Source organism: Exiguobacterium sp. s142, assembly GCF_018618455.1.
Lineage (GTDB): Bacteria > Bacillota > Bacilli > Exiguobacteriales > Exiguobacteriaceae > Exiguobacterium > Exiguobacterium aurantiacum_A.
This window is the reverse complement of sequence record NZ_JACSMB010000026.1, coordinates 1-21,547: the sequence shown is the minus strand read 5'-3', so window position 1 is coordinate 21,547 and position 21,547 is coordinate 1. Positions and strand designations below refer to the sequence as shown.

Below are 21,547 nucleotides of genomic sequence, written 5' to 3'. Positions count from 1 at the left end.
TCAACGGCCGCCCACGCAAATGCCTGGGCTGGAAGACCGCACACGAGGCCTTCACGGACGAAGTGTTGCGCTTAATTTGACAAACCGTCGTAGCAAAAAAAACTGAAATTGAATACCAATTACTTAATATACCTAGTCAATTTATAGACTATCCTTTTTACAACCTTGTTACCCAATTGGAAAGTTTAATGCTAGAATTCCTCCCATTAATTATATTTCTAATTCTGATTATATTAATGAGTAAAGAAAGACGATCTTTTTTGTATTTCAGTAAAAATAATTTGTATATTTCAGATAGATTCAAAGCAAAAAATGAAAAGCCTTATTCAAAGGGATTTATTATTACTTTTATCACAACACTTATTGGATTTGGCTGGTTATCATTTTCTCTTGACGATTCACAAACCATACTGAATTTCATGGAAAAATCTATTTTCGTAACTTTCATCGCGTTACTTATTTTTGCATTATTTAAATGGATTGCATTTATGAAACAAGGTTCACGTGTAACTTTAAAAACTGAAAGACTGTACACAAAGTTTTTATTTTATTTTATAATTGTTGTGATCTATGGGCACCTTTTGATTTCGATTCAAATAATTCTAGATTTGTCCAAACCATATCAAACGGTAGTAAAAAATGTTGAAGTCATAAATGATGAAGATAAAGTCAAATATCAATTTGAATTTTTAGCTGCAGAAAAAAATGGATATAGTGTATGGGCGTATGCAGAAATAGAAGAACCCTCTATAAATAGATCGGTTCAACTGGAAATTTCAAAAAAATTTAAAGTTGAAAAAATGGAGAATATCGAAGTTTCATATATAGAACTTTCTAAAAAGTTAATAACAGAAAGCGGGGATAACCCTAGCATAAGGTTAAGATTTAATAACTGGGATGAAGCAGTTAGCTTTCTAAACGCATCCCTTAATTAATAAATTTATAAAGTAATTTGAGCAGTAAGTATATAAAATGAGAGTATAATTTACGACTAAGATTGAGAAACTTAAATTTCTACACAAGACGAAATTTAAGTTTCTCAAGTAAAGAATTAGACTAGCTAGTTATAAACAGATTTTTTCAATGGGTATGGTCAAAACAACATTCCGTAAACATAAAAACGTTAAATAATTGATCATATTTTTGGGACTTCACTTATTTTCTATCTTCTCATTCAATTAAACAGAACAGTTTGACATCATGCAAATGATAGTCACACACTGCTCACTTGAATCATGGCACCAAACGAGAGCGCCCTGAGAGTATTGATAGAAATCGACTATGGCTTATCACTTTGATTCATTCGTGCACACGTTGACGAGCTCGGCGACTCGACGCAATCCTCTCTCCAACTCTTCTTTCGAGGCGTAGGAATAAGAGATTCGCAAATGGTTTTGGTCCAATTTGTCGTACACCATACCAGGGTTCAATAAAATCCCTTCCTTCAGGGCCAAGTGAAACAGCTTGGTGATCGAGACATCTCCCTTCAGCTCGAGCCAGATATGAAATCCGCCGCTCGGAATATTCCACGTGGCGATGTGGGCGAAATACTTATTCAATAGCTCCACCACGAAATCTCTCCGCTCTTTCAGTCGGATTCGAGTCTGCTCGATGAACGTCTGGTACATCCCACTTCTGATCCACTTCTCTACGAGATGTTGCGAGATCGAACTCGATCCATAATCGGTCTGCATCTTGATGTCAGCCAGTCGATTGATGACCGGCTCCGGACCGACGACCCACCCGATTCGTAGTCCTGGACTCAGTGATTTCGAGACGCTCCCGATATAAATCACATTCCCTTGCGTGTCATTGGCCTTCAGTGGCGCAGGTGGTTCCTCGTCGAACCACAGCTCGCCATACACGTCGTCCTCGATAATCGGCAAGGACGCTTCCTCGCTCACTGTCATCAATTCCATCCGTCTTCTTTCCGACATCAGCGTTCCTGTCGGATTGTGGAACGAAGGGATGCTATAAAGCAACGCTGCATCTTTTTGACGCTTCAAGCGTCCGATTGATTCCGTCTGCATCCCTTCCCCATCGAGAGGGACACCGAGCAAGTTCATACCCGCCGATTGAAACACATGGATTGAATTGAGATAGGACGGGACCTCATATAGAACGGTGGAACCCCTCTTCAATAGCCCGACCGCAATCAACTGGAGGGCCTGTACGGCGCCCGAGACAATCAAAATCGAGTCAGGGGACACCTCAATCTGTTTGCCTTTCAAATGGTCCCGGATTGCTTCGCGTAACGTCAGGCTCCCTTTCGGTTCAACGTATCCGAGTTCTAAATGGCTCGTCTCTTCCATCGCCATCATCGATTTCATACTCTCCGCAGGCAATAGATCAGGGGACAGTTCACCTGTACCGAGTCGGATGATTGTCGGCTCTACCTCCGCTCGATTGATTTCTTGAATCATCGCCAAATTAGGGGCATGGACCCCCGACTTCACATATCCCTCCCAGTCAGGCGGATTCGATGCCAAGACGTTCCATGTGTGATTGGCCACGCGTGTGCCGCTGCCGATTCTCGTCTCGAGCAATCCGTCAGCCATCAACTCTTCGATTGCCGTGACGACCGTACTCCGGTTCACTTCAAATTGTTGAGCCAGCGTCCGCTGCGAAGGGAGTTTGAAACCCGTCGGCCACTCGCCGACGCTTATTTTCCGTCTGATGTATTCTTGGATTTGGTAATGTAACGGCACATTCGAAGACTTCTTAGGCCGCCATGTATGTTCAGGCATCTGTTCACCCCTCTTGATTGATCACGTCGTCAAATTGGTTGGTATCACCACCATCCAATTGGTCGGAGACAGTTCTATTGTCCTCTACTATCATACAGTGGTAAACGTTAGGAGGAAAAATGATGCAACCTTTATTTCACGGTATCTTGTTGGGCTTCGGTCTGATTCTACCTTTAGGTGTCCAAAACATATTTATCTTCAACCAGGGTGCCAATCAGCGGAAACTTTCGCACGCGCTCCCGGCGGTCGTGACAGCAGCAATCTGCGACACACTTTTGATTTGCCTGGCCATCACTGGTGTCTCTGTGGTGATTTTTAGTTTCGAATGGTTGAAGACGAGCCTGTTCCTCGTCGGTTTCTTCTTTTTGTCGTATATGGGGTGGGTGATGTGGAAGGCAGCTCCAGAGACTGGCTCGACTCACCAACGGAGTCCACTCAGCATCAGACGGCAGATCGCATTTGCGGCCTCGGTCTCGCTGTTGAATCCTCATGCCATCTTGGATACGATCGGCGTGATTGGGACGAGTTCACTATTGTACGTGGATCAGGAGAAATGGATGTTTGCTGCGGCTGTCATCGCCGTCTCTTGGATCTGGTTCATGGCGCTCGCAATCGTCGGGAGAAAACTGGGTGAGTTCGATCACAACGGGGTATTGTTTAAACGGATCAATCAAGTGTCTGCACTCATCATCTGGTTCATGGCGATATACATTTTGTCCCAAATCTTTTGATCATGGATGACAAAATCGTGCTTTGCAGGAACATATCGAATATTTCTAACTTAAAAGCAAAATAAATGTCACAGATCCGCTAAACTCTTTTACGAAATAAGAAATGGTGGGAGCGAGAACGGATGGAATTAATCTTTATTCGGCACGGCCAAGGTGAACACACACTCCATCTGCCGACAAGTCTGAAGCTTCAAAACCCCTCTTTGACTGAAACAGGGATAGCTCAAGCCATGTCGCTACAGCAACAATTTCCTTTAACGGAAAATGACATCATTGTCGTCAGTCCCAGTAAACGAGCTCTTCAGACAACATCGATTTGGAGCGAACACGTGAACTGCCATAAAGTTGTTAACCCCTTGATTTCACCGAGGATGTTTCCTCAAAAACCGGGTTCGAGCACCCTTCCTTGTGATCAACTTTTAAGTAGGGAAGCAATCATGGATTGTTTCCCTACTTTCTCCATTACAGAGGGATTCTCGGAAGATCTTTGGGAGTCCGGAATCAATACCACGCCTATACGAGAGTTCCATGTTTTGGCACAAGGTTTTCTTGAATGGTGTATACATCAATCTGTCGAACGCATTTATATCGTGTCACACGATGGAACCATCACATCTTATCGGGAAATCATTAGAAATGAGAATCTCACGAGAAGTGATTTTTTAACGGACTCCGGGTGGATAAAAGAATATCTTTAACGGTTTGCTACCTGTCATGCGTTTGCTTCACATGAGAAAACATAGCTGTCCTTTTTCTTCACCCCTTTGATGAAAGGACTGTAAAACCTCAGTGAGTAAGTTAGTTAAGAACGAAATCTATGCGGCAAATAGATTGTTATTTGTTTATATCGTAATTTACGATATAATCGTTTTTAACAGCATAAAAGAGGTGAAGTCTATGTTTCAACAAGTAAACGATTATTTTTCTGATATCTATTTCAATCTCCATCCTGTTCAAAAAATAAATCTTTCTCACCAACATGTTCGAATCCTGCAAATCATTCACAAAAGAGAGTACGTGATGATTCGAGACGTTGCTACACACCTGTCCATCTCTCATAACACGGCTTCAGACCATGTGAAGAAGCTGGTGGACAACGGATGGCTCGTGAAAGAACGATCCGTCGAGGACCAGCGCAAGGTATATCTTACTCTCACAGACGATGGACTTTCTTTACTAAGAAATCATACTGAGCTGGACAAAGCGAAGTTGAAAGAGGTTATTGGACAGATGACGCAGGAAGAACAAGAGCACGTCATCAGCGCACTCAAACTACTGAGCGAGAGGTCCAGATAGATGTATATCTTGATCAAAATCATCAGCTCGGCTCTTCTAATCACGTTCGTCACCGAGTTAGGAAGACGATACCCGACACAAGGAGGAATCATCGCAGCACTTCCCTTGATCAGTCTGCTCAGTATCGTGTGGTTGACACTCCAGGGACAAAACACTGCAGACGTTAACCGTTTCACATTTGGTGTGCTGGTGGGGCTCCCTGCTACGATTGTGATGTTATCAATCATTTATCTCGCTCTCCATCATTCTTTGCATATTTCATTGGCCATCACATTAGGCATTGTTGGATGGGGCGCCTGTTTAGCAATTCAAAAATTCCTAGTGCATCTCATCGTTTCATGATTAAATCAAATCTATCCTAAAATGCACAGTATTTATCAGTGAATCAAACTTCCACTCAATTTTTTTGCTACAAGCTAAAAGGTCTTTTTGCCGTAACTGAGAAAGGATGCTGATATTCAGCAATAGTGACACAAGCATTTAGTTGTTGTTCCAAATCATTTATAAAGATGACCATGGTTTGTTACATATCCACATTTCGACGTCGAAATGTATACACCGTGTGAAAGCTTGAATCAACCACAAGTTGTATTCGAGATTAAAGTACGAGAAAATGATAAGGAACGTACCGTGTCAGGAATGAGTACTTGTATACATAATTAAAGTAAAGTGGTGATATTGATGCAATCAAACGAAATCAAAGTGACATCGTTCCGTGTCTCTCAAGAGGTCAAGGAACACATCCAACGCCTAGCCGAACAACGACAGCTGTCGACAAATCAACTGTTCGAACAATTGATTACATTGGCCGACCAACAAGCACCTGATCCTTTGATCGTGGAAGAGAACGCTGCGCTTGAAGCGTCATTGAATCAAGTCCTCGCCCTCTTTCATGAACGAGCCACAAGACTTGAATCTCAGCAAAAAGAACATGAGCGAGTAAACGCTCGCTATAAAAATACCGTTCAAGACCTTGAACAAAGTGTGATTCTAGAAGCTGAACAACTCCAGGAAGAATATGAACAAAAAGTAGCGTCACATGAAAGTGAACTCACTCAATTAAAAAATCAAATCAGCCAACTGATCGCGGAGAAAAAAATCGCTGAAGAAACGTTAGAAACAGAGCGAGTCTCATTTAAAGAAGAGTTAAAAGATCAGAAGAGAACAGTTTTTCATCTAGAGGGTGAACTGAAGACGCTCGAGCAAGAGCGCAGCCAGCTCAACCGTCAAAACCAGAGCCTGATGGACTCGCTTGACGAGTTAAAGGCACGGACGAGACGAAGCGACCAACTCGAAGAGGAGAATCAAAAACTTCACCTAGAAGTGCAGCTCCTCCGTCGTGAAAAAGAGACGTTCGAGAACCGGTTACAGGAACAGATCGAGCTCGCAGTTCTTCGAGAACGAAACAAGCAAGCTGAGAGTGACTAATAAAAAAGTATTTAAGAAAAAGACGGGAGAAATAAATATGGCTGAGAAAACAAATTTAACTTTAGAATCTTTTGGTGAGGATGGTGTGACTTTAAAGGTGGCAGTTGAAGGTGAAAGTAATATGCCTTTTTGGAACCATGATTTGAAGTTAGATGCTGTCATAGCTTTATTGGGGAGCATAGATATGAAGGACTTTTATGAAGATAACAAGCATGAAGAATTTAATCAGTACATGAATGAAATTCAAGAACTTTTGGATGCAGTAAAAGGGTTTTAAAGTTTACAAAATACGTTCAATTAACAGTCGCAATTTAAATCGTTTAAACAATACTTTTATAGATTATATACTGGACAATGACGTTTGATTCCATAATATATGCTTAGCAGAGGTTGAAAAATAATTAGCACTCATTTTCAAAATAAATGAGGAAATAAAAGTCTTTCAATTTTCAAAAGAAATCTGTATAGAGTATGAGACCGTAAAGATTGCAAAAAGCATTATTAATTTCATGATAGAAAATTTATTTGGAATTCCAGCTCCTCCACCTCGAAAAAGAGGCGTTCGAGAACCGGTTACAGGCACAGATTGAGCTCGCGGTCCTACAGGAACGAAACAAGCTGTCGGAGAGTAAATAGCATGAAGAAAAGTACCCAAGACTCGTCATACTTCGACGCAGATTGGGTACTTTTCTATCTTGATGATAAAACATCGTATGTTTATGTGTCATCCATGTGTTTATCGAGCACAGTTAAATCATGGGGACGAATCGTCTTGAAAAACTTTCGAATCTGACTCCTCTTCACAACCTCATATCGCTTCAAATGTATACAAAAGTCTAGGAGGGTATGCTGACGTATGAGTGTTTCCTGTTCCTCTTGGTTGACGATGTACAGTTCAGCGTCTGTGATGACTTCTAGAATGTCCGCATCATCGCTACATATCAAACCGGCGCTGATCAATCTCGCGGCAGCAAGGCTATGAATTTCACCCAAGTCGCTCGTATGTTTGAGTGGCCGCCCTTCTCGGATTTTCTTTTCGTCCAGTTGTTGGAACGCAAGACGAACTTCTGTCAGATAAACGAGATAAAGGTCATAGAGTTCATCCGTCGCAATCGATGCGTCCGATTCCGGATCGAACAGCACCCATTTCCCGTCGTTGATGAACGCGTCAACCCGGTCTCTTACCGAAGATGTCTTCAGTTCATTCAACACCTCCACATGGATAAGGATTTGCTCATACAGGCTGTTGATCCAATCGAAGACATCGGCTTGTCGAAAGCTTGCCGCATGAATGATGATGTTCGCATCGATGAACACCGGTTCCTTAATCATGGGTGGTGTCCTCTTGTAGACGACTGATTTCATCTTCCTGTAACGTTTTAGCCAGATCTGGTCGATAGACGGAGAGCTTGTTGGCAGCGTTCAACCGTGTCAATCGTTCTTCTTCCACTGCCTTAACGACCACTTGTTCATAGGCTACAAATGACTCGAAGCGTTGGGCTTGATCCAATGGGCTCGGGGCAATCCCGAGACGTTTCCGTTCCTCGCGCCAATCGGCTTCCTGTTCACTCAAGTCAGAGAATCGATAATTGAGTTCTCGGAGTCGTCGGACGACCGAGACGTATGGGACTTGGGCCATATCTGCCAAATAGATGATGGCGGACTTCGTATCATAGCCTTCCTTCAGTTTCTCCCACACTTCTTTAGTCGTACCCTTCGGCAACATGATCGTAGCTGCGAAACGGTCAGCCGCCCGCTCGTGATCGAATCCATCGACCTGCCATTCGCTCGCTTCAGACAAATGCCATAGTTCATGGGCCGCGGTAAAGTAACGCATGCGCAGCGGTTGGTAGGAGTTCAATGCAATGAACTCTTCTCCAGACATATGCTTGATCGCGACGCCGTAATACGAGTCGTCCTCGACATATTGAAAAATGAGGTTTGCGCGTTTGGCCAATACCTGTTCGATATAAGCGCCAATGAAGACCTGGCTATCAATAACTTGCTCTAAAAAGTCGGCTGCAAACGCTTCTGCCGTGTCTTCCGCAAATTTTGTAGTTGGCTTCATCATAAATCACCCTTGAGACCGACGTAATCCTCTATCGCAAATTTCAGACGCTCAAGCTCCATTTTGGACCGTCGATTTGAGAGTGTCCCACGCAACTCGACCGTCATGCGCTCTTCTCTCATTGAAACATCAGTTGTCAATTCGTTGATCGATACACCTAATGCCTTCGCAATTGCAACGATACGTTGTGGTTGGATGACACGGCTCTCATTCAACATATGACCGACCAATGCCTTACTGACTCCGATTTCTTGGGCCAACCATTGTTGCGACTTTTGATGATCCTGTAACCATGTTTTTATATTGTTCACGATGATTGTATTTGAGTTCATGATGACACCTTCCTTTGATGTAAGTATAACTTGTTTTAAAAAAGACTACAAATTTATTCGATAAATTTGTAGTCTTTTTTAATTAAGAAATTTTGTTTATGTATACTTCCCTCAAATCTAATCGTTCATGTTGTATTGATGAATTAAGGCGTTATCAGTACAAATTTGACAATCTTTTTCCCTGGTCAGAATTAAAGCCTAAGGAATAAGATTTATGAGTAAAAGGTATCCATACGTCATAGAGATCAGCTCAAAGAGGAATATCAGAACCTTTATTTGAAAGACTAGTTCCTTCGCGATGAGAAAAGAACTTTTTGGGAAATCGTCCAAATGTGCAAGTAGCGCTTGCTATGGTGCGAGAGCGGGATAAAAATGAATAATAAAATAGGTACTTCATATCTCAAAAAAAGTCTGACTTATTCAGTCTTAAGAAGGGGCTTGGTTAGATTTTCATTATCTTTAATAATACAGGACTTTAATTACAATAATAGTATTATAGAACCATTTATCGATTTTTTTATTGTAAATTAATAACAAATTACTTACTATTAAACTAGAATTGAATATTCAAAAAATTTAAAAGGTTGTGATTTTTTTGGGATTTATATTACTCATATTTTTTTTCATGCTTATAGGTCAGATTTCAACTGTTATTTATACAAATAAAACTTCTACTAGCCTTGTTAAACTTTTAAACAGTCTACAGGAGTCAGAAAAAATGAATGAAATTGATTCGATTGGAACTCATTCTTTAGCACCCTATTTTGAATTAATAAATGAGCAAGGAACCATTAAAAAGTTTCCGGAGCTAATTTCAGATAGACCTCTGATTCTTCTGATAGTCAATACGGGTTGCGGCGTTTGTTCTACCGATGTAGAAGATTTCGCTAAAGAATCGATTAATTATAGTCAACATTACAATTTTGTTCTAATTACGAATGAGATTTCTGATCAATATAATCTTAATTTAGAACATAAATTTAATGAAATTCTTGTTATTGATGAGAAGTTTTTAACGGATTACCAAATTCAGCGATATCCGACATTTATTTTAATAAATACCTTTGGACAGATAGTTGCTACTCCCGCTTTTACTCATCAGTTTAAGGATTACTATGATCCTTTACATATTCAGAGTATAGAAGCTTAATTTAAATCAATGAATTTGAAAGGAGGTGAGAAAATGTTAATGCGAGCTCCAATTTTATGTGATTGCAGACGTACATATTGTGATGCATATGATACAAGAGACTGTTCGTCGTATATTGGTGCATTAGTCACAATTGTATATGATTGTAAATCGGGAACTGAATGCAGTAGATCGAAGACAAAGTGTGGCTGTTCATTCCGTTAATCATTGAGTATCGTTACAAAAAGGAGGGTTTTTATGGCTATTTTAAGAGCACCTATTTTATGCGATTGCACAGGAAGAACCTACTGCAGTCGTAGTACTAGCTGTAGTTCAAGTATGGTTGGGAACAAGGCTGTTGAGGTATATGATTGCAAATCTGGTTCATCTTGCGGATATAGAATTACCTCTTATTGTACTTGCATCCTGTAACTTTAAGACACTAACACTATTATCATGACAAAAATAAAATATGTTATTAGGTCAACCTTTATTTAAGGGTTGGCCTTTGAAAATTTAGATGAGGTGTTAAATATGAATTCAATTATAAAGACTAAAGGACTTGTACATGTCTTTAGCAATTCTGGTATCGATGAGACTGTCATTCATCAATTAAATTGTGAGTTCAATAAGAATGAAATCACAGCCATCGTAGGACCGTCGGGGTCTGGGAAATCGACACTGCTCAGTCTGATCGGTTCTCTGGAGAAACCAACTTCAGGCACGATAGCATTTGACGACATGGATTTGAATAAGTTGAATAATACCGAGTTATCCTCTTTTCGTTTTGAGGAAATCGGATTTGTGTTTCAACAATTCCATCTCTTGCCGTCTCTTAGTGTTTTTGAGAATGTCATGACTCCCTTTCTAACGAAAAAAGTGGGGTTTGATAAAAACGAACGGGTCAAAGAAGTGATTCAACAGGTCGGACTCGAAACCAAATCTCGCGTTCTCCCTTCCCAACTGTCGGGAGGCCAACAGCAACGGATCGCTATTGCGCGTGCGATCGTCAACCGACCAAGTTGGATACTTGCGGACGAACCGACAGGAAATCTAGATAGTACGAATAGTGAACTGATTTTTGATTTGTTAGTTGACCTCCATGAAAAACAACAATGTGGCCTTATTTTCGTGACGCACGATTTAAATCTTGCACGTCGAGCCAATCGGATCATTCATATGCAAGACGGGCGTATTGTAGAGGATAAAAATGGAGAACGTGTATGTTGAAGTTCATCCTGCAATATTGGCGAAACCAAAAAGCAAAACTATTTCTGTTATTGATTGGCGCTCTAATTATTGCTTCGGGTTTGAATCTTATCTTTAAGCTGAATGAGACAAATAAAGGTGTTGTGGAAGAAACGCTTCAAAAACGTTGGTCATCCGCTTATGATATTGTAGTTCGCCCCTCATCAAGTAGCGTGACAACTGAGGCGTATGACCTCCTTGAGCCGAACTATCTGAATGGGATCGTAGGGGGCATCTCATTTGAACAATATGAAGAAATTAAAAGTATGGAAAATGTGGATGTCGCTGCCCCTGTCGCAATCGTCGGATATACGCAACTAAACGTGAACCTACCGAATATGTTACAAATACCTGCTCAGGGACTGTTTCGTCTGACGCACCGTCAGTTCGATGAAACGGGTCTGGAGCGAGAAATGATATCTGAGGAGATCATACATATTGCGAACGGAACGAATGAACTCTTGCCGAGAGGACTCGGATTGCTCCCTTTTGACCAGGTAGGAAACTCGGTCACTCCAGGAAGCCTCAATTTGATCGTGGCGGTTGATCCAGATGAAGAGTCTAAACTTGTTGGTCTTGATCAAGCAGTCACCTCTTCCTCTTATTTTTCAGTTGAGGACAAAGCGGTGTCCTTAAGCAGTGAACAAAAGCATGTCCGAATGCCAATTCTAGTAAACCCTGCCTCGTTTAATAATGGGTATCATGAATATGAACTTGAACAATTAGATGTGCCATTCTCATCATCTGATGACCAGAAAAAAGTATTACAAGACATTGCGTCCGAATCTGACTTATTACGTTACGATGTAGAAAATGTTCAGTCGTTGAGCATTCCATCGAAAGATCTTGAAGCGATTTATTTTAACCAACTGCAAGGAAAAAAGACACCAGACTATCCAGGTGCCTTGATCAATGACGGATCTCAACTCATCTTCAACTCGGGTCCTTTAGAAATGAAAAAGACAGATAGTCCTTTTCCGGAGCGATGGGTAAACGCTTTTGAGATCGAGAGTCAACCAATTTCATTCACAAATAAATGGCTTCCCCCATCCATGTTACCGAAACAAGGTTTTAGACCGGTGAACAGCACGGAGGTCCAAACGACGCTTCCCGAATCGGATGATCTCGCTTATTTGAGCCCGGTGTTAGATTTTGATGTGGTCGGGACGTTCGATCCAGAAAAGATCGCGGTCTCCAAAGATCCGTTGAATGAACTCCCTATGGAGACATACCGTCCCGCATCAGCCGATCTTGTGCTTGATCAAGCTGGCTCACCGCTCAATCCATCTGTAAACATCAATACTTCAGGTAATCCGGCTGGACTGCTGACGAACTCACCGAGCATTATCACGACTCTAGATGCCGCTCGTCTGTTAAATGGAGATCAATCTATTTCTTCGATTCGTATTAAGGTAAGCAATGTTGATACATTGAACGAGTCGTCCGAGGCGATCCTACAAGATTTAAAACAACAAATCGAAAGCGATACAGGCTTGATTGCCACAATCACAATCGGCTCATCACCACAACCTGTGATCACAAAAGTCGTGAAAGAAGGAAATACACTTGGATGGATTGAGCAGCCTTGGATTCATCTAGGAGTAGCCATCACGATTTTCCGAGAGACGAGCGCCGGCTATTCAGGTGTCGTTCTGTCCATTATCGGCGTGGCTATCATCTACGTTCTAACCACTAGTTATATTGCCATGCTCTCTAGAAGACGTGAATTCGCGATCTTACTCGCTCTAGGTTGGAGTCAGAAAGATTTGTACAAGATTATTTATCTAGAGGCGTTTATCTTAGCCGCTCTCGTCTCGATCGTGTCGCTGGTAATCGAATCTGCTTTCTTCCTTACTCAAGGAGAGAGTTTCAGTTTCGGGAGTTGGTTCTTTATTACAGGTTTCAGTCTTCTTATTTATCTGAGCGGCGCGACATGGTCGGCATTTAACATTCAAAAAATAAAACCGTATGAAGCAATAAAGGTCGGAGAGTATGCGAACGCCGCAAGCTCTATCATCCCATTAAAAACAATTGGATCTTTGGCGCTGAAGGAAATGGTCAGCAAGTGGCGTCGAAACCTATTGTCGGTGGCATCGATTGCTGTCCCAACGTCCTTACTCGTATTCTTCGTTTATGTCACGTTTCACCTCCAAGGCGTCCTCTATACTTCTTGGCTCGGACAATTCGTTGCTGTCCAAATCGGGACGCTCCACTACGTGACCATCGGGGTGTCGGTATTGATCGCCGTCCTCACGACAGGAGAAATCATTTGGCAAAATGTCCTTGAACGTGAACACTCATTTGCCCTTTTGAAAGCGATTGGATGGACAGATCGCTCGATTCGTCAGCTAGTCATGCTTGAAGGTATGATTGTCGGGTTCATTGCCGGAGTACTCGGCCTTGGATTAGCGTATATGGCCATTTATTTTGCCTTTGGACTCATACCATGGGCAAACACACTCCTTACAATGTTGAGTCTTTTGTTACCTTCTGTCGTGGGAGGGATCGCGTCGTTGATTCCTGCCTCAATTGCCTCTAAAGTAAATCCTTACGAAGTCCTTAAAAAAATAGGTTGATCTCAACTCTTCAAAGAAATCATTATTTATCATGATTTCTTTGAAGTTTTTTCATGTATATATACAGATTAAGGAAGCCTATTTTAACAGGACTTCTTTAAATCTTATAAGAAAAGTCTTTTGCATTAATTTTTCGCAAAAGACTTTTCTAAAATAATATTGATTTAACCAACTTTTTTCATTGAAAGTACGTCCTGAATAGTGTTTAGAGACTCAGACGCCACAATGATATTATTGCGATCTATCCAAATTCCTTTAGGTACACTCCGGATATTAAATAAATCTACTGTCTTAATTGAGTTTAAATACGAGACGTTAAAGCTTGAAAGAACATCTATATGATTTTGTTCTATTGGCCCTCGCGATATAAAGACCATGTTAACGAAGTCCATTTTTGGGTAATCATTCTTACTCAGTTCATTAATAATGTTTTTACACACTGGACAAGTAGGGGTAATAAATATCAACAACATTTCCTGATTCTTCTCATTTGTTATTGCATTATTAAATTGATCTTTACCGTGAAATATAGGAGCAGCATGACCAATTTGTAATTCTGTCACGTACTCAAACAGACTATATTTTTGAGTAAGGTCAAAAAACAAGTTTATTTTTTTTATTAACCCCCATGTATTAAATACATTGTACCCTATGAATATAACAATTATAGAAATCATTATATAAAGAATCATAATCCTTATTCCCCCTTGAACCCTTGCTGACGAATTGAGACGATTTTAGAGGAGAATTGTTCTACTTCTTTAGTTAATTTATAAATTACTAATCCTTGAAAGAGTACTACTACCCACAAAAACATAAATAGGACCATAATAATTGTTGTATTCATGTTATCCTCCAATTTGTTTATAATGACTACCTGTTTTTTTCACATATAACCACGATATTCGGGTGATGACCATTTGAATAATGAATAAATTTATCATCATATACTCAAAACTGAAAACTTTTAACAGTGAAGTTTGGTTATAGAAAAGAACAATAAGAACCGCACCAAAAGATAAATTTCTTATGACTAATTTGTACGATATCTTTGTCTCGCCCACTATTCCTCCACATCCACAATCCAAATCCAGTCTTCCTTTGAGTAGATTTAGAACAATTACTCCACTGTAAACCATTAACAGCATCGTACCTAAAATAAGTGAATACGGTAGAGCGATAAATACTAAAAATGAAAGGCCGACAACGAGTTCTATACTTATGTCGATTAAAGCAAAGATATGTGCACGATGAACCGGAACCACTTGATACGCCTGAACTGTAGTAACATGTTGTTTGAAATTAACCATTTTTTCAAAACTTGAACTTAAAAACATGTAACTAAACATGAGCAATAAAAATGTTAAGAAAAGTTGCATTAAGTTGTCACCTCATTTTTAAAATTGTACATGTTTGCTTGCTTATCATATAGCTTAAAAAATTCGCCTCTCATTTCTAACAATTCTTGAAAGCCTCCGATTTCTACAATTCTGCCCTCTTTCATAACCACAATTTGATCAGCTAAATGACAGGAATACATTCTATGAGAAATGAAGATAGATGTTTTTTCTTTTGCTAATTCCTTAAACGCCATAAATATATTAATTTCCGTTTCAGGATCGAGTGCAGAAGTAGGTTCATCTAAGATGATAATGTCTGATTTTTTTAGTACAGCTCTAGCTAATGAGATTTTTTGCCATTGACCACCCGAAAGTTCTATACTTTCTTCGAACATTTTGCCGAGTCTTGTGTCTAATTTTCGGGGCAATGAATTAATAAATTTATCCGCCTCAATTTTGCTAAGTATGTCAACAATGTCATCTGATTGATGAATGTTTTTCATATCTCCTAATTTAATATTTTCTTCAACCGTAAACTCATATTTAACAAAGTCCTGATGGACTACCGCTAACTTGTCATATAAAGAAGATTTGTCTATGTATTGTATGTCTAAATCATCATAAAATACCGTGCCTTCGGGGACTGGATACAATGATGATAAACACTTAATAAGCGTACTTTTCCCAGAACCATTCTCACCTACAATAACTAATGAAGAATGTTTAGGAATCTCTAGATTTATATCTTTAAGTATCATACGATCCGTATTAGGGTAACTGAAGTTTAGATTTTTGATATGTATTTTATCTTTAAGTCCCTCAAATAAGTTAATAGGATTTAGATTTTTCGATTCTTCTGTAGGCTGAATCAGAGATTTAAAATCATTTAGGTAAAATGATTTTTCTCGAACCGCAGCGAAAAGAATCGCAATCATTACGAGAGATCCTTGTAATCTTTGAACAGCCTCGACCAAAGAGACAAAATCTCCAATTTGAACAGACTTATTTGTAATCATCCATACTAAATACAGACTACAAATTAAGTAAGACAAGCCAGAAAGAACATCTAAGCCCACAGACATTTTTTGTTGCGACTTTTCTTGATTTAAAACTTCTGATTTATTTTTTTGGAAAACTTTAGCCCATCTTGAAATTAAATAACTATCACTTTGAGAAATTCTAATTTCTTTATTGTGTTGTCGATCCATGAACATGTCAAAAATATAATATTGTTCTCTAGCATAAGGTGTTTGATATTTAAATAAAAAGTAACGATCTGCTCCAAATTTTGATTGGATGATAAGAACTGGAATAGAAAACGCAAAAATCAAAAACACAAAAATCCAGTGAAATTGAACAAGAAAAACAATTAATGTAATGACTGTAATTAGTGTACTGATTAGCTCTAAAATTTGTAGTATGGGTTGAAATACTTGCGCACCAATATCACCTTGAACTCGTTGTAATAAATTCTGGAATTCAAAATCTTCTAGCTTCTCGTAGTTTATTTTAAATAGCTTTTTTGCCAAATTTTCTTTTAAATGCTGTTCAATGTTGGTTTGAATGAGTGTAGTTAGGTACTTTTCAACTTTTCCTATCACCGAAATAAAGACTGTCAAAACAAATTGTAGTATGAGAAGAATTAATATGGTTCTCATAGATTCTTCTTGATTAATTAGGACTTCTTGAACTGCGTTAATTAATTTTTGAACGATTAAAAGAGTAAGAACAGGTAAGAATCCTTCAATTATTTTTATGACAAAAATAAATAAAGTTGGCCATTTATTGAGCTGAAAAATAATTCTCAAACTATAGCCTAATGAGTTTAAAAATCCCAATAAAAATCACCACCTTTCCAAATTATAACATAATATAACCTTAAGAAAACTAGGTATTCGAAATTTTCACACTTCTTATTCTTACTTTTTTTCACTTAGTTTAATAAATATATAAAAAACTACACTCTTCATTAGAAGAGCATAGTCGATTTGATCAATATAATTCTAAAAACTAAATTAGGGCGTCGGGTAATTCATCGTGAAACCTTGTTATTCTTGATTTATCAATAATCCTACCATTGGTTTTCAGCTTGATAATGGGGTTGAATTATAGGTGTTTGACTTAAAATTAAATAAAATTAAAACGTATGCTCCAATTAAAACAATTATAGGTTTCGGATAAGTAAATCCCAGATAATAGATTACTCCAAAAATTCCAATTCCTAATACAAACAATTTGAATCCTTTATCCCATTTAGTATTTTTACTTTCTATTCTTCGTTTTACCCAATGAAAACTAATGATGCAAAACATGATCAGATAGCAAATCTGAATCATAATTGACATTAGCTCTATAAATGACAAGTCTAAGCTAATTAATAGAATCATTAAATATGTGAAATATAGGATCGCTATCAACAAACCAGATGCAATTGTAAATGGCGTCATGATATTTATGATGACTTTTTGGATTTGATGAACATCTCCCCCTATGCTATCAGGTGAGTAATTTCCTCCATTAAGTTTAAGTAATCTATCAATTTCAGTATCTATGGTATTTTCTATTTCGTTTCTAAATTCGGGATTTTCTTTTTGAGCTAAGTAATACAAGAATTTTCTGGCTATACTAGGGTGTAGTTTATCAATTGAAGTATGAATTGCATCAGAAAGTAAACTTCTTTCTTCTTTTCTTACCAGCGTTTTTAACGTCGATAACGCATTTAACTGTTCTTTAATTTCTTGTCGATTTAACGCGTTTCTCGTCTCTATTTGTTTGCTTACGTTATTAAATAAAAATATGAATAAAAATAATAGTAATGCTAACGTTAAAAACTCAATATTCTCAAGTTGCAAGTCTTTTTTTATGTCTTGTAAAAAAGAATATACAGTGTTCAACAAGCCTCCACCTCCTAAGTATTCTTCATTCGTATGTATTATGTGAACGTTATTAAACACTATAATATCAACAGTCAACTAAATCTTTGAAACACACTTCTCAAAATAATTTCCAGGCTTTATTTGTTGGTATTATACTTTAATTCTCTCCTCATTTTTAGTTTAGTAAATCATGTATTTTTCTTCGCATTAAGATGACCCACTCCGATCCAGTATGTTAGGAGTCTTCGTGGGCCACGGTTTATTTTAACTTTCTTTTCTTAATTCTTATTCAAATAGGCACTAAGAGCCCGGCGAATAATCTCATCCTCTGACACATGTTCTTTTTGCGCGGCTTGTGTTAATCCGACGTATAAAGGATCTGTCAAATCAGTAAAGCGAATTTGTACACGCATTGGTTTCACTGGTTTAGCTTCAACTTCGAGCACACGTTGCTCCTGACGTTCGATCAACATTCGTTTTACTTCACGGAGCTCTTCACGTGTCATCTCGTATACGGTCTTATCTCCTGAAGCAGTGTAGTATTTTTTATTCTCAAGTAACGCGAGCTTCGGATCTTCTGGCCACGACAACAACTCAGCAAGTTTTGTCGCACTGAAATCATGCTCGAGCGTCTTCTCCAAGATGTTCGGGCCAAACGTGTTCCAAAAGGCTACGAAGCGACTGACTTGAGGGTGTGACATTCCAATCTTGTTTAAAAAGTCTTTCCAAGTTCCTTGTTCTTTTTGGAACTCTTTTTTTGTTTCAGGATCACGGAATAGACTGTTCGCATGGGCAAGTATACGACACTTTTCGACAAAACTAGTCGCTTGAATCGCATCGATATGATTGTAATATTGAACGATTCCATCCATGTCCTCGGGAAGCCGTTTCGTGATGATACGCGACAATCCTGTCGCTGGGAGGGCCTGATAAGGGTTCGACACGGTCGTCGTCGCAGAGAACTCTTTTACGGCCTCGACTTGTTCCGTACGGCTATCCGTCGCTTGTTGATTCTGATTCACCGGAAGGTTGGCACTGAAAGTAGAAATCTTAGGTGTATGTTTCTTTCGGTTGCGTGTCATAACGAAAGGACCTCCTGAGCAAGTTGTAGATAGGCGTCGGTTGCTGGGCTCTTGTGATCAATGACGGGACGAGACTCCCGTTGTAGTGTCTGAACCTTCACCGCGTAAGGTATCGTCGTCAAAACCGGAATACCGACTTCTTTTCCGAGTTCTTCAAGTTCTTCGACTGTCGTGACATCCCCCTTCGAGCGGGCACTCACCATCGTCGGGATGAAGGCAGCGATATGGATGTCTTCCCGGAATCGTTTCATCTCTTCCAATTCTTCTGGTGCCGAATAGACGGCATCCATTGAGAACTTCTGCATCTGTACAGGCATTACGATGCGATCCTGAGCGACGAGTGCGCAACGGGCATAGGGATTAAGGGCAGAAGTCGATCCTGGACAATCAATGAGACAGATGTCAAACAGTTCATCAATCTTGGCTAGTTCTTCGCTGAGTCGATACTCGTACCCGATCTGGCTCGTCAGGTCACTCGGTGAGGCTGAGCGTCTCGTCGGAACAAGATAGACCGTTCCAGTCTCATACTCGCATGTCACGATGACCTGTTCGATCGGTGTATAGAATGGATCATTCTCTTCAAGCAGACAATCGAGTAACACCTTGCCTTCATAGTCGTTTGTCAGACCGAGCCCATTCGTCGAAGAGGCCTGGTCATCCGCGTCGATGACGAGGACACGTAATCCGTCACGTGCATAGGCATGAGCCAAATTGATGGTGGTCGTCGACTTCCCGACGCCGCCCTTTCGATTGTACAATGCGATTTTCTTCATGATTCGTCTCCTCGCTTCTCGTCTGTGACGTCGATGATGTTGTCGTTCACGGTCCGCTCGATGATTTCCGTCAACAGCTCACTGACACTCCGGTTTTGTGCATGCGCATACTGTTGGAACTGATCGGACAGATCCGACGGGATTCGTGCCGAAAGAACCGCAGATGGTTTCTTCGTTTTTTGAAACGGGCTGACTTTGACCTTCGATACAGGCTCACGTGTTTTACGGGCTTCGCGGATTTGTTTGACCGTCAATTCGTCGACCCCCCGAGACTCGCCGTCGATATAGAGTCCCTGTTCGACGACTTCCTCGACATTGTCGAGATACATCAGTTCAAACAGCTTGGAAGCCGGTAAGCTCGCAAGGGATGCTTCAAGTGGATGTAACGTCTCATAGGCTTTGATATACCGGGATGCGAGAGAATTCGACATCGAAACGGCTTCGAGGAAACCGATCCATTCTTTTTTGTCATGCATCTCAGAACGGGCGATGACGAGCCGCTTCCCGATCTCGAATACAGAAATCGTTTGAACTTTTGAGAGCTCGTTGATCTCATGGACGAGGTCTTCCACTTCTTTAGAAACCGGAAGTTTTTGAACGAGTGTACTGATATTCGTCAAACCGCTCTGATATGGATGCTGCTCACTCGGCTTAATTTTATGAATGTTTCGGTTCCGTGCCTTCATGACGTCCCACCTGCCTGTTGAACGACTTGTTTAGCCAATAGTCTAAACGGTTCAGCGAGTCCCTTCGATTCTTTGGAGCGGTACTGGATGACACTCTTGCCACTATCGGCAGCTTTCTCGATAAAGGTAGACCGTTTGATCATCGGAAGGATCTGTAGTGCCTCTTCCTTCGCGATGACTTCCATTGCTTCATAGTACTCTTTATCTGCCTTTAACGAAGCATCCATGGCGACAGGAAGAATTCCCGTGATGACGAGGTCCGGATTATAGAATTTCTTCACTTTTTGTACCGTCCGTACCGTACTCGCAAGTTGATCGAAAACGAGCTTCTTCGGCATGAACGGGATGACCGTCATATTGGACGTCGAAAGCACGACTTTCGAGAGTTCATTGATCGATGGGACCGAGTCTAGGATGATCCAATCAAACTCATCCTCGAGCGGCGCAATCATATCTTTTAATAGAAAGAGCTTGTCTTGCTCGGAGATCAAATTGATCAACCTCGCATTTCGTTCGTTCGAGGGGAGAAGACTCACATGATACGTTTCATCATCAAACAGGACTTCTCGGATATCGAGATTCCGTGTATGTACATCAAACATCGTCATGTACTTGATCGTGTCGGATTCTTTTAACATCAACTTACTGAGCGAGCCTTGGGGATCCAAATCAATGATGAGGACTCGTTGTCCCAGCTCACCCAATGCGTAAGCCATATTCAAAGAACAGGTCGTCTTTCCTGATCCACCTTTCGATATGTAAAACGTGAGTATGTTCATCTTCTCTCCCCTTTCTCTTTCATATCATGTCACATTCACTCTTTGCATTCAATACAAAAACAGCAAAGACACCGATAAATCAAATATAAAAATGTATACAATAACGTTTTGAATTTGTATACGATTTTTGAATCTAAATATTATCTGTATACGTTTCGACGTCGAATTGTATACAGAAACATTTTTGACCTAGGTATTTATACAAAGTTCCTGTTGTGAACGTCATTCATATTTGTAGATCTCTTTTATAGAAGAAACACGTGGCATATCTGAACATGATTTAAATAATAGAAGAAGAGATAAAACCATATGTAGACGTCAAGTTGATTTTGACACTTTTTGCTCGTTTGCCTTTTACACTTCTGCTGAAAACAATGATTTCCGGTTCCTCATCCGATGACTGTCGTCATCACTATGTATGATTTCGACGCGATGGAGTAAGCGGTCCAGTATCGC

Annotated in this window: 22 protein-coding genes; 10 read left to right on the top strand and 12 right to left on the bottom strand. The window is 40.0% G+C overall.

Annotated elements, in window-relative coordinates:
• Positions 1-236 precede the first annotated feature (236 nt).
• Positions 237-935 (top strand): hypothetical protein, encoded by a 699-nt coding sequence (locus KNP77_RS15065; RefSeq protein ID WP_214891584.1) that lies wholly within the window; start codon positions 237-239, stop codon positions 933-935.
• Positions 936-1,289: 354 nt separating this feature from the next.
• Here the strand turns inward: KNP77_RS15065 and pdxR are convergent, their stop codons facing one another.
• Positions 1,290-2,747, bottom strand: coding sequence for a MocR-like pyridoxine biosynthesis transcription factor PdxR (gene pdxR / locus KNP77_RS15060; RefSeq protein ID WP_214891582.1), 1,458 nt, complete (start codon positions 2,745-2,747; stop codon positions 1,290-1,292).
• 122 nt (positions 2,748-2,869) lie between these two features.
• Between pdxR and KNP77_RS15055 the strand changes: the two genes are divergently transcribed.
• From KNP77_RS15055 to KNP77_RS15030, 6 genes are all read left to right on the top strand, one after another.
• Positions 2,870-3,478: a LysE/ArgO family amino acid transporter gene (locus tag KNP77_RS15055; protein ID WP_214891580.1), complete on the top strand. Its 609-nt coding sequence runs from the start codon at positions 2,870-2,872 to the stop codon at positions 3,476-3,478.
• A 122-nt stretch (positions 3,479-3,600) separates the two neighbouring features.
• Positions 3,601-4,176: a histidine phosphatase family protein gene (locus KNP77_RS15050; protein ID WP_214891578.1), complete on the top strand. Its 576-nt coding sequence runs from the start codon at positions 3,601-3,603 to the stop codon at positions 4,174-4,176.
• A gap of 199 nt (positions 4,177-4,375) precedes the next feature.
• A complete protein-coding gene (locus KNP77_RS15045) occupies positions 4,376-4,774 on the top strand; it encodes a MarR family winged helix-turn-helix transcriptional regulator (RefSeq protein WP_214891576.1) in 399 nt (132 codons plus the stop codon).
• Complete coding sequence (locus KNP77_RS15040; protein ID WP_214891574.1) at positions 4,775-5,116, top strand: DUF3147 family protein; 342 nt, start codon at positions 4,775-4,777, stop codon at positions 5,114-5,116.
• 339 nt (positions 5,117-5,455) lie between these two features.
• Entirely contained in the window at positions 5,456-6,202 is a 747-nt protein-coding gene (locus tag KNP77_RS15035; RefSeq protein WP_214891572.1) for a coiled-coil domain-containing protein, read from the top strand.
• A gap of 37 nt (positions 6,203-6,239) precedes the next feature.
• Entirely contained in the window at positions 6,240-6,479 is a 240-nt protein-coding gene (locus KNP77_RS15030) for a hypothetical protein (RefSeq protein ID WP_214891570.1), read from the top strand.
• A 440-nt stretch (positions 6,480-6,919) separates the two neighbouring features.
• Here KNP77_RS15030 and KNP77_RS15025 read toward each other — a convergent pair whose 3' ends face one another.
• The 3 genes from KNP77_RS15025 to KNP77_RS15015 are packed head-to-tail and all read right to left on the bottom strand — an operon-like array spanning position 6,920 to position 8,602.
• Complete coding sequence (locus tag KNP77_RS15025; RefSeq protein ID WP_214891568.1) at positions 6,920-7,534, bottom strand: PIN domain-containing protein; 615 nt, start codon at positions 7,532-7,534, stop codon at positions 6,920-6,922.
• Positions 7,527-8,270, bottom strand: a complete 744-nt coding sequence (locus tag KNP77_RS15020; RefSeq protein WP_214891566.1) for an ImmA/IrrE family metallo-endopeptidase — start codon at positions 8,268-8,270, stop codon at positions 7,527-7,529. The genes KNP77_RS15025 and KNP77_RS15020 overlap by 8 nt, the downstream gene beginning before the upstream one ends.
• The gene (locus KNP77_RS15015; protein ID WP_214891564.1) at positions 8,270-8,602 is read right to left on the bottom strand and encodes a helix-turn-helix domain-containing protein; all 333 of its coding nucleotides are present in this window, start codon (positions 8,600-8,602) and stop codon (positions 8,270-8,272) included. Before KNP77_RS15015 ends, KNP77_RS15020 begins: the two co-directional genes overlap by 1 nt.
• 718 nt (positions 8,603-9,320) lie before the next feature.
• Here KNP77_RS15015 and KNP77_RS15010 point away from each other — a divergent pair.
• The 3 genes from KNP77_RS15010 to KNP77_RS15000 all read left to right on the top strand — a co-directional run bounded on the left by KNP77_RS15010 (position 9,321) and on the right by KNP77_RS15000 (position 13,555).
• On the top strand, positions 9,321-9,752 hold the full coding sequence (locus tag KNP77_RS15010; RefSeq protein ID WP_214891562.1) for a redoxin domain-containing protein: 432 nt from the start codon (positions 9,321-9,323) through the stop codon (positions 9,750-9,752).
• Between the two features lie 513 nt (positions 9,753-10,265).
• Positions 10,266-10,961: an ABC transporter ATP-binding protein gene (locus tag KNP77_RS15005; RefSeq protein ID WP_214891560.1), complete on the top strand. Its 696-nt coding sequence runs from the start codon at positions 10,266-10,268 to the stop codon at positions 10,959-10,961.
• The gene (locus tag KNP77_RS15000) at positions 10,955-13,555 is read left to right on the top strand and encodes an ABC transporter permease (protein ID WP_214891558.1); all 2,601 of its coding nucleotides are present in this window, start codon (positions 10,955-10,957) and stop codon (positions 13,553-13,555) included. Before KNP77_RS15005 ends, KNP77_RS15000 begins: the two co-directional genes overlap by 7 nt.
• 164 nt (positions 13,556-13,719) lie before the next feature.
• Here the strand turns inward: KNP77_RS15000 and KNP77_RS14995 are convergent, their stop codons facing one another.
• From KNP77_RS14995 to KNP77_RS14960, 8 genes are all read right to left on the bottom strand, one after another.
• The gene (locus KNP77_RS14995; protein WP_214891556.1) at positions 13,720-14,247 is read right to left on the bottom strand and encodes a TlpA family protein disulfide reductase; all 528 of its coding nucleotides are present in this window, start codon (positions 14,245-14,247) and stop codon (positions 13,720-13,722) included.
• Positions 14,248-14,403: 156 nt separating this feature from the next.
• The gene (locus tag KNP77_RS14990) at positions 14,404-14,934 is read right to left on the bottom strand and encodes a MauE/DoxX family redox-associated membrane protein (protein WP_214891554.1); all 531 of its coding nucleotides are present in this window, start codon (positions 14,932-14,934) and stop codon (positions 14,404-14,406) included.
• Positions 14,934-16,733 (bottom strand): ABC transporter ATP-binding protein, encoded by a 1,800-nt coding sequence (locus tag KNP77_RS14985; RefSeq protein ID WP_214891552.1) that lies wholly within the window; start codon positions 16,731-16,733, stop codon positions 14,934-14,936. The genes KNP77_RS14990 and KNP77_RS14985 overlap by 1 nt, the downstream gene beginning before the upstream one ends.
• Before the next feature lie 246 nt (positions 16,734-16,979).
• Positions 16,980-17,789, bottom strand: a complete 810-nt coding sequence (locus KNP77_RS14980; RefSeq protein ID WP_214891550.1) for a hypothetical protein — start codon at positions 17,787-17,789, stop codon at positions 16,980-16,982.
• Between the two features lie 260 nt (positions 17,790-18,049).
• Entirely contained in the window at positions 18,050-18,853 is an 804-nt protein-coding gene (locus KNP77_RS14975) for a hypothetical protein (protein ID WP_214891548.1), read from the bottom strand.
• On the bottom strand, positions 18,850-19,626 hold the full coding sequence (locus KNP77_RS14970) for a ParA family protein (protein WP_131486066.1): 777 nt from the start codon (positions 19,624-19,626) through the stop codon (positions 18,850-18,852). The genes KNP77_RS14975 and KNP77_RS14970 overlap by 4 nt, the downstream gene beginning before the upstream one ends.
• Positions 19,623-20,312 carry a hypothetical protein gene (locus KNP77_RS14965; protein ID WP_214891545.1) on the bottom strand — a complete coding sequence of 230 codons (690 nt, stop codon included), beginning with the start codon at positions 20,310-20,312 and terminating at the stop codon, positions 19,623-19,625. The genes KNP77_RS14970 and KNP77_RS14965 overlap by 4 nt, the downstream gene beginning before the upstream one ends.
• Positions 20,309-21,091, bottom strand: coding sequence for a ParA family protein (locus KNP77_RS14960; protein ID WP_251139121.1), 783 nt, complete (start codon positions 21,089-21,091; stop codon positions 20,309-20,311). Before KNP77_RS14960 ends, KNP77_RS14965 begins: the two co-directional genes overlap by 4 nt.
• Positions 21,092-21,547: the final 456 nt, after the last annotated feature.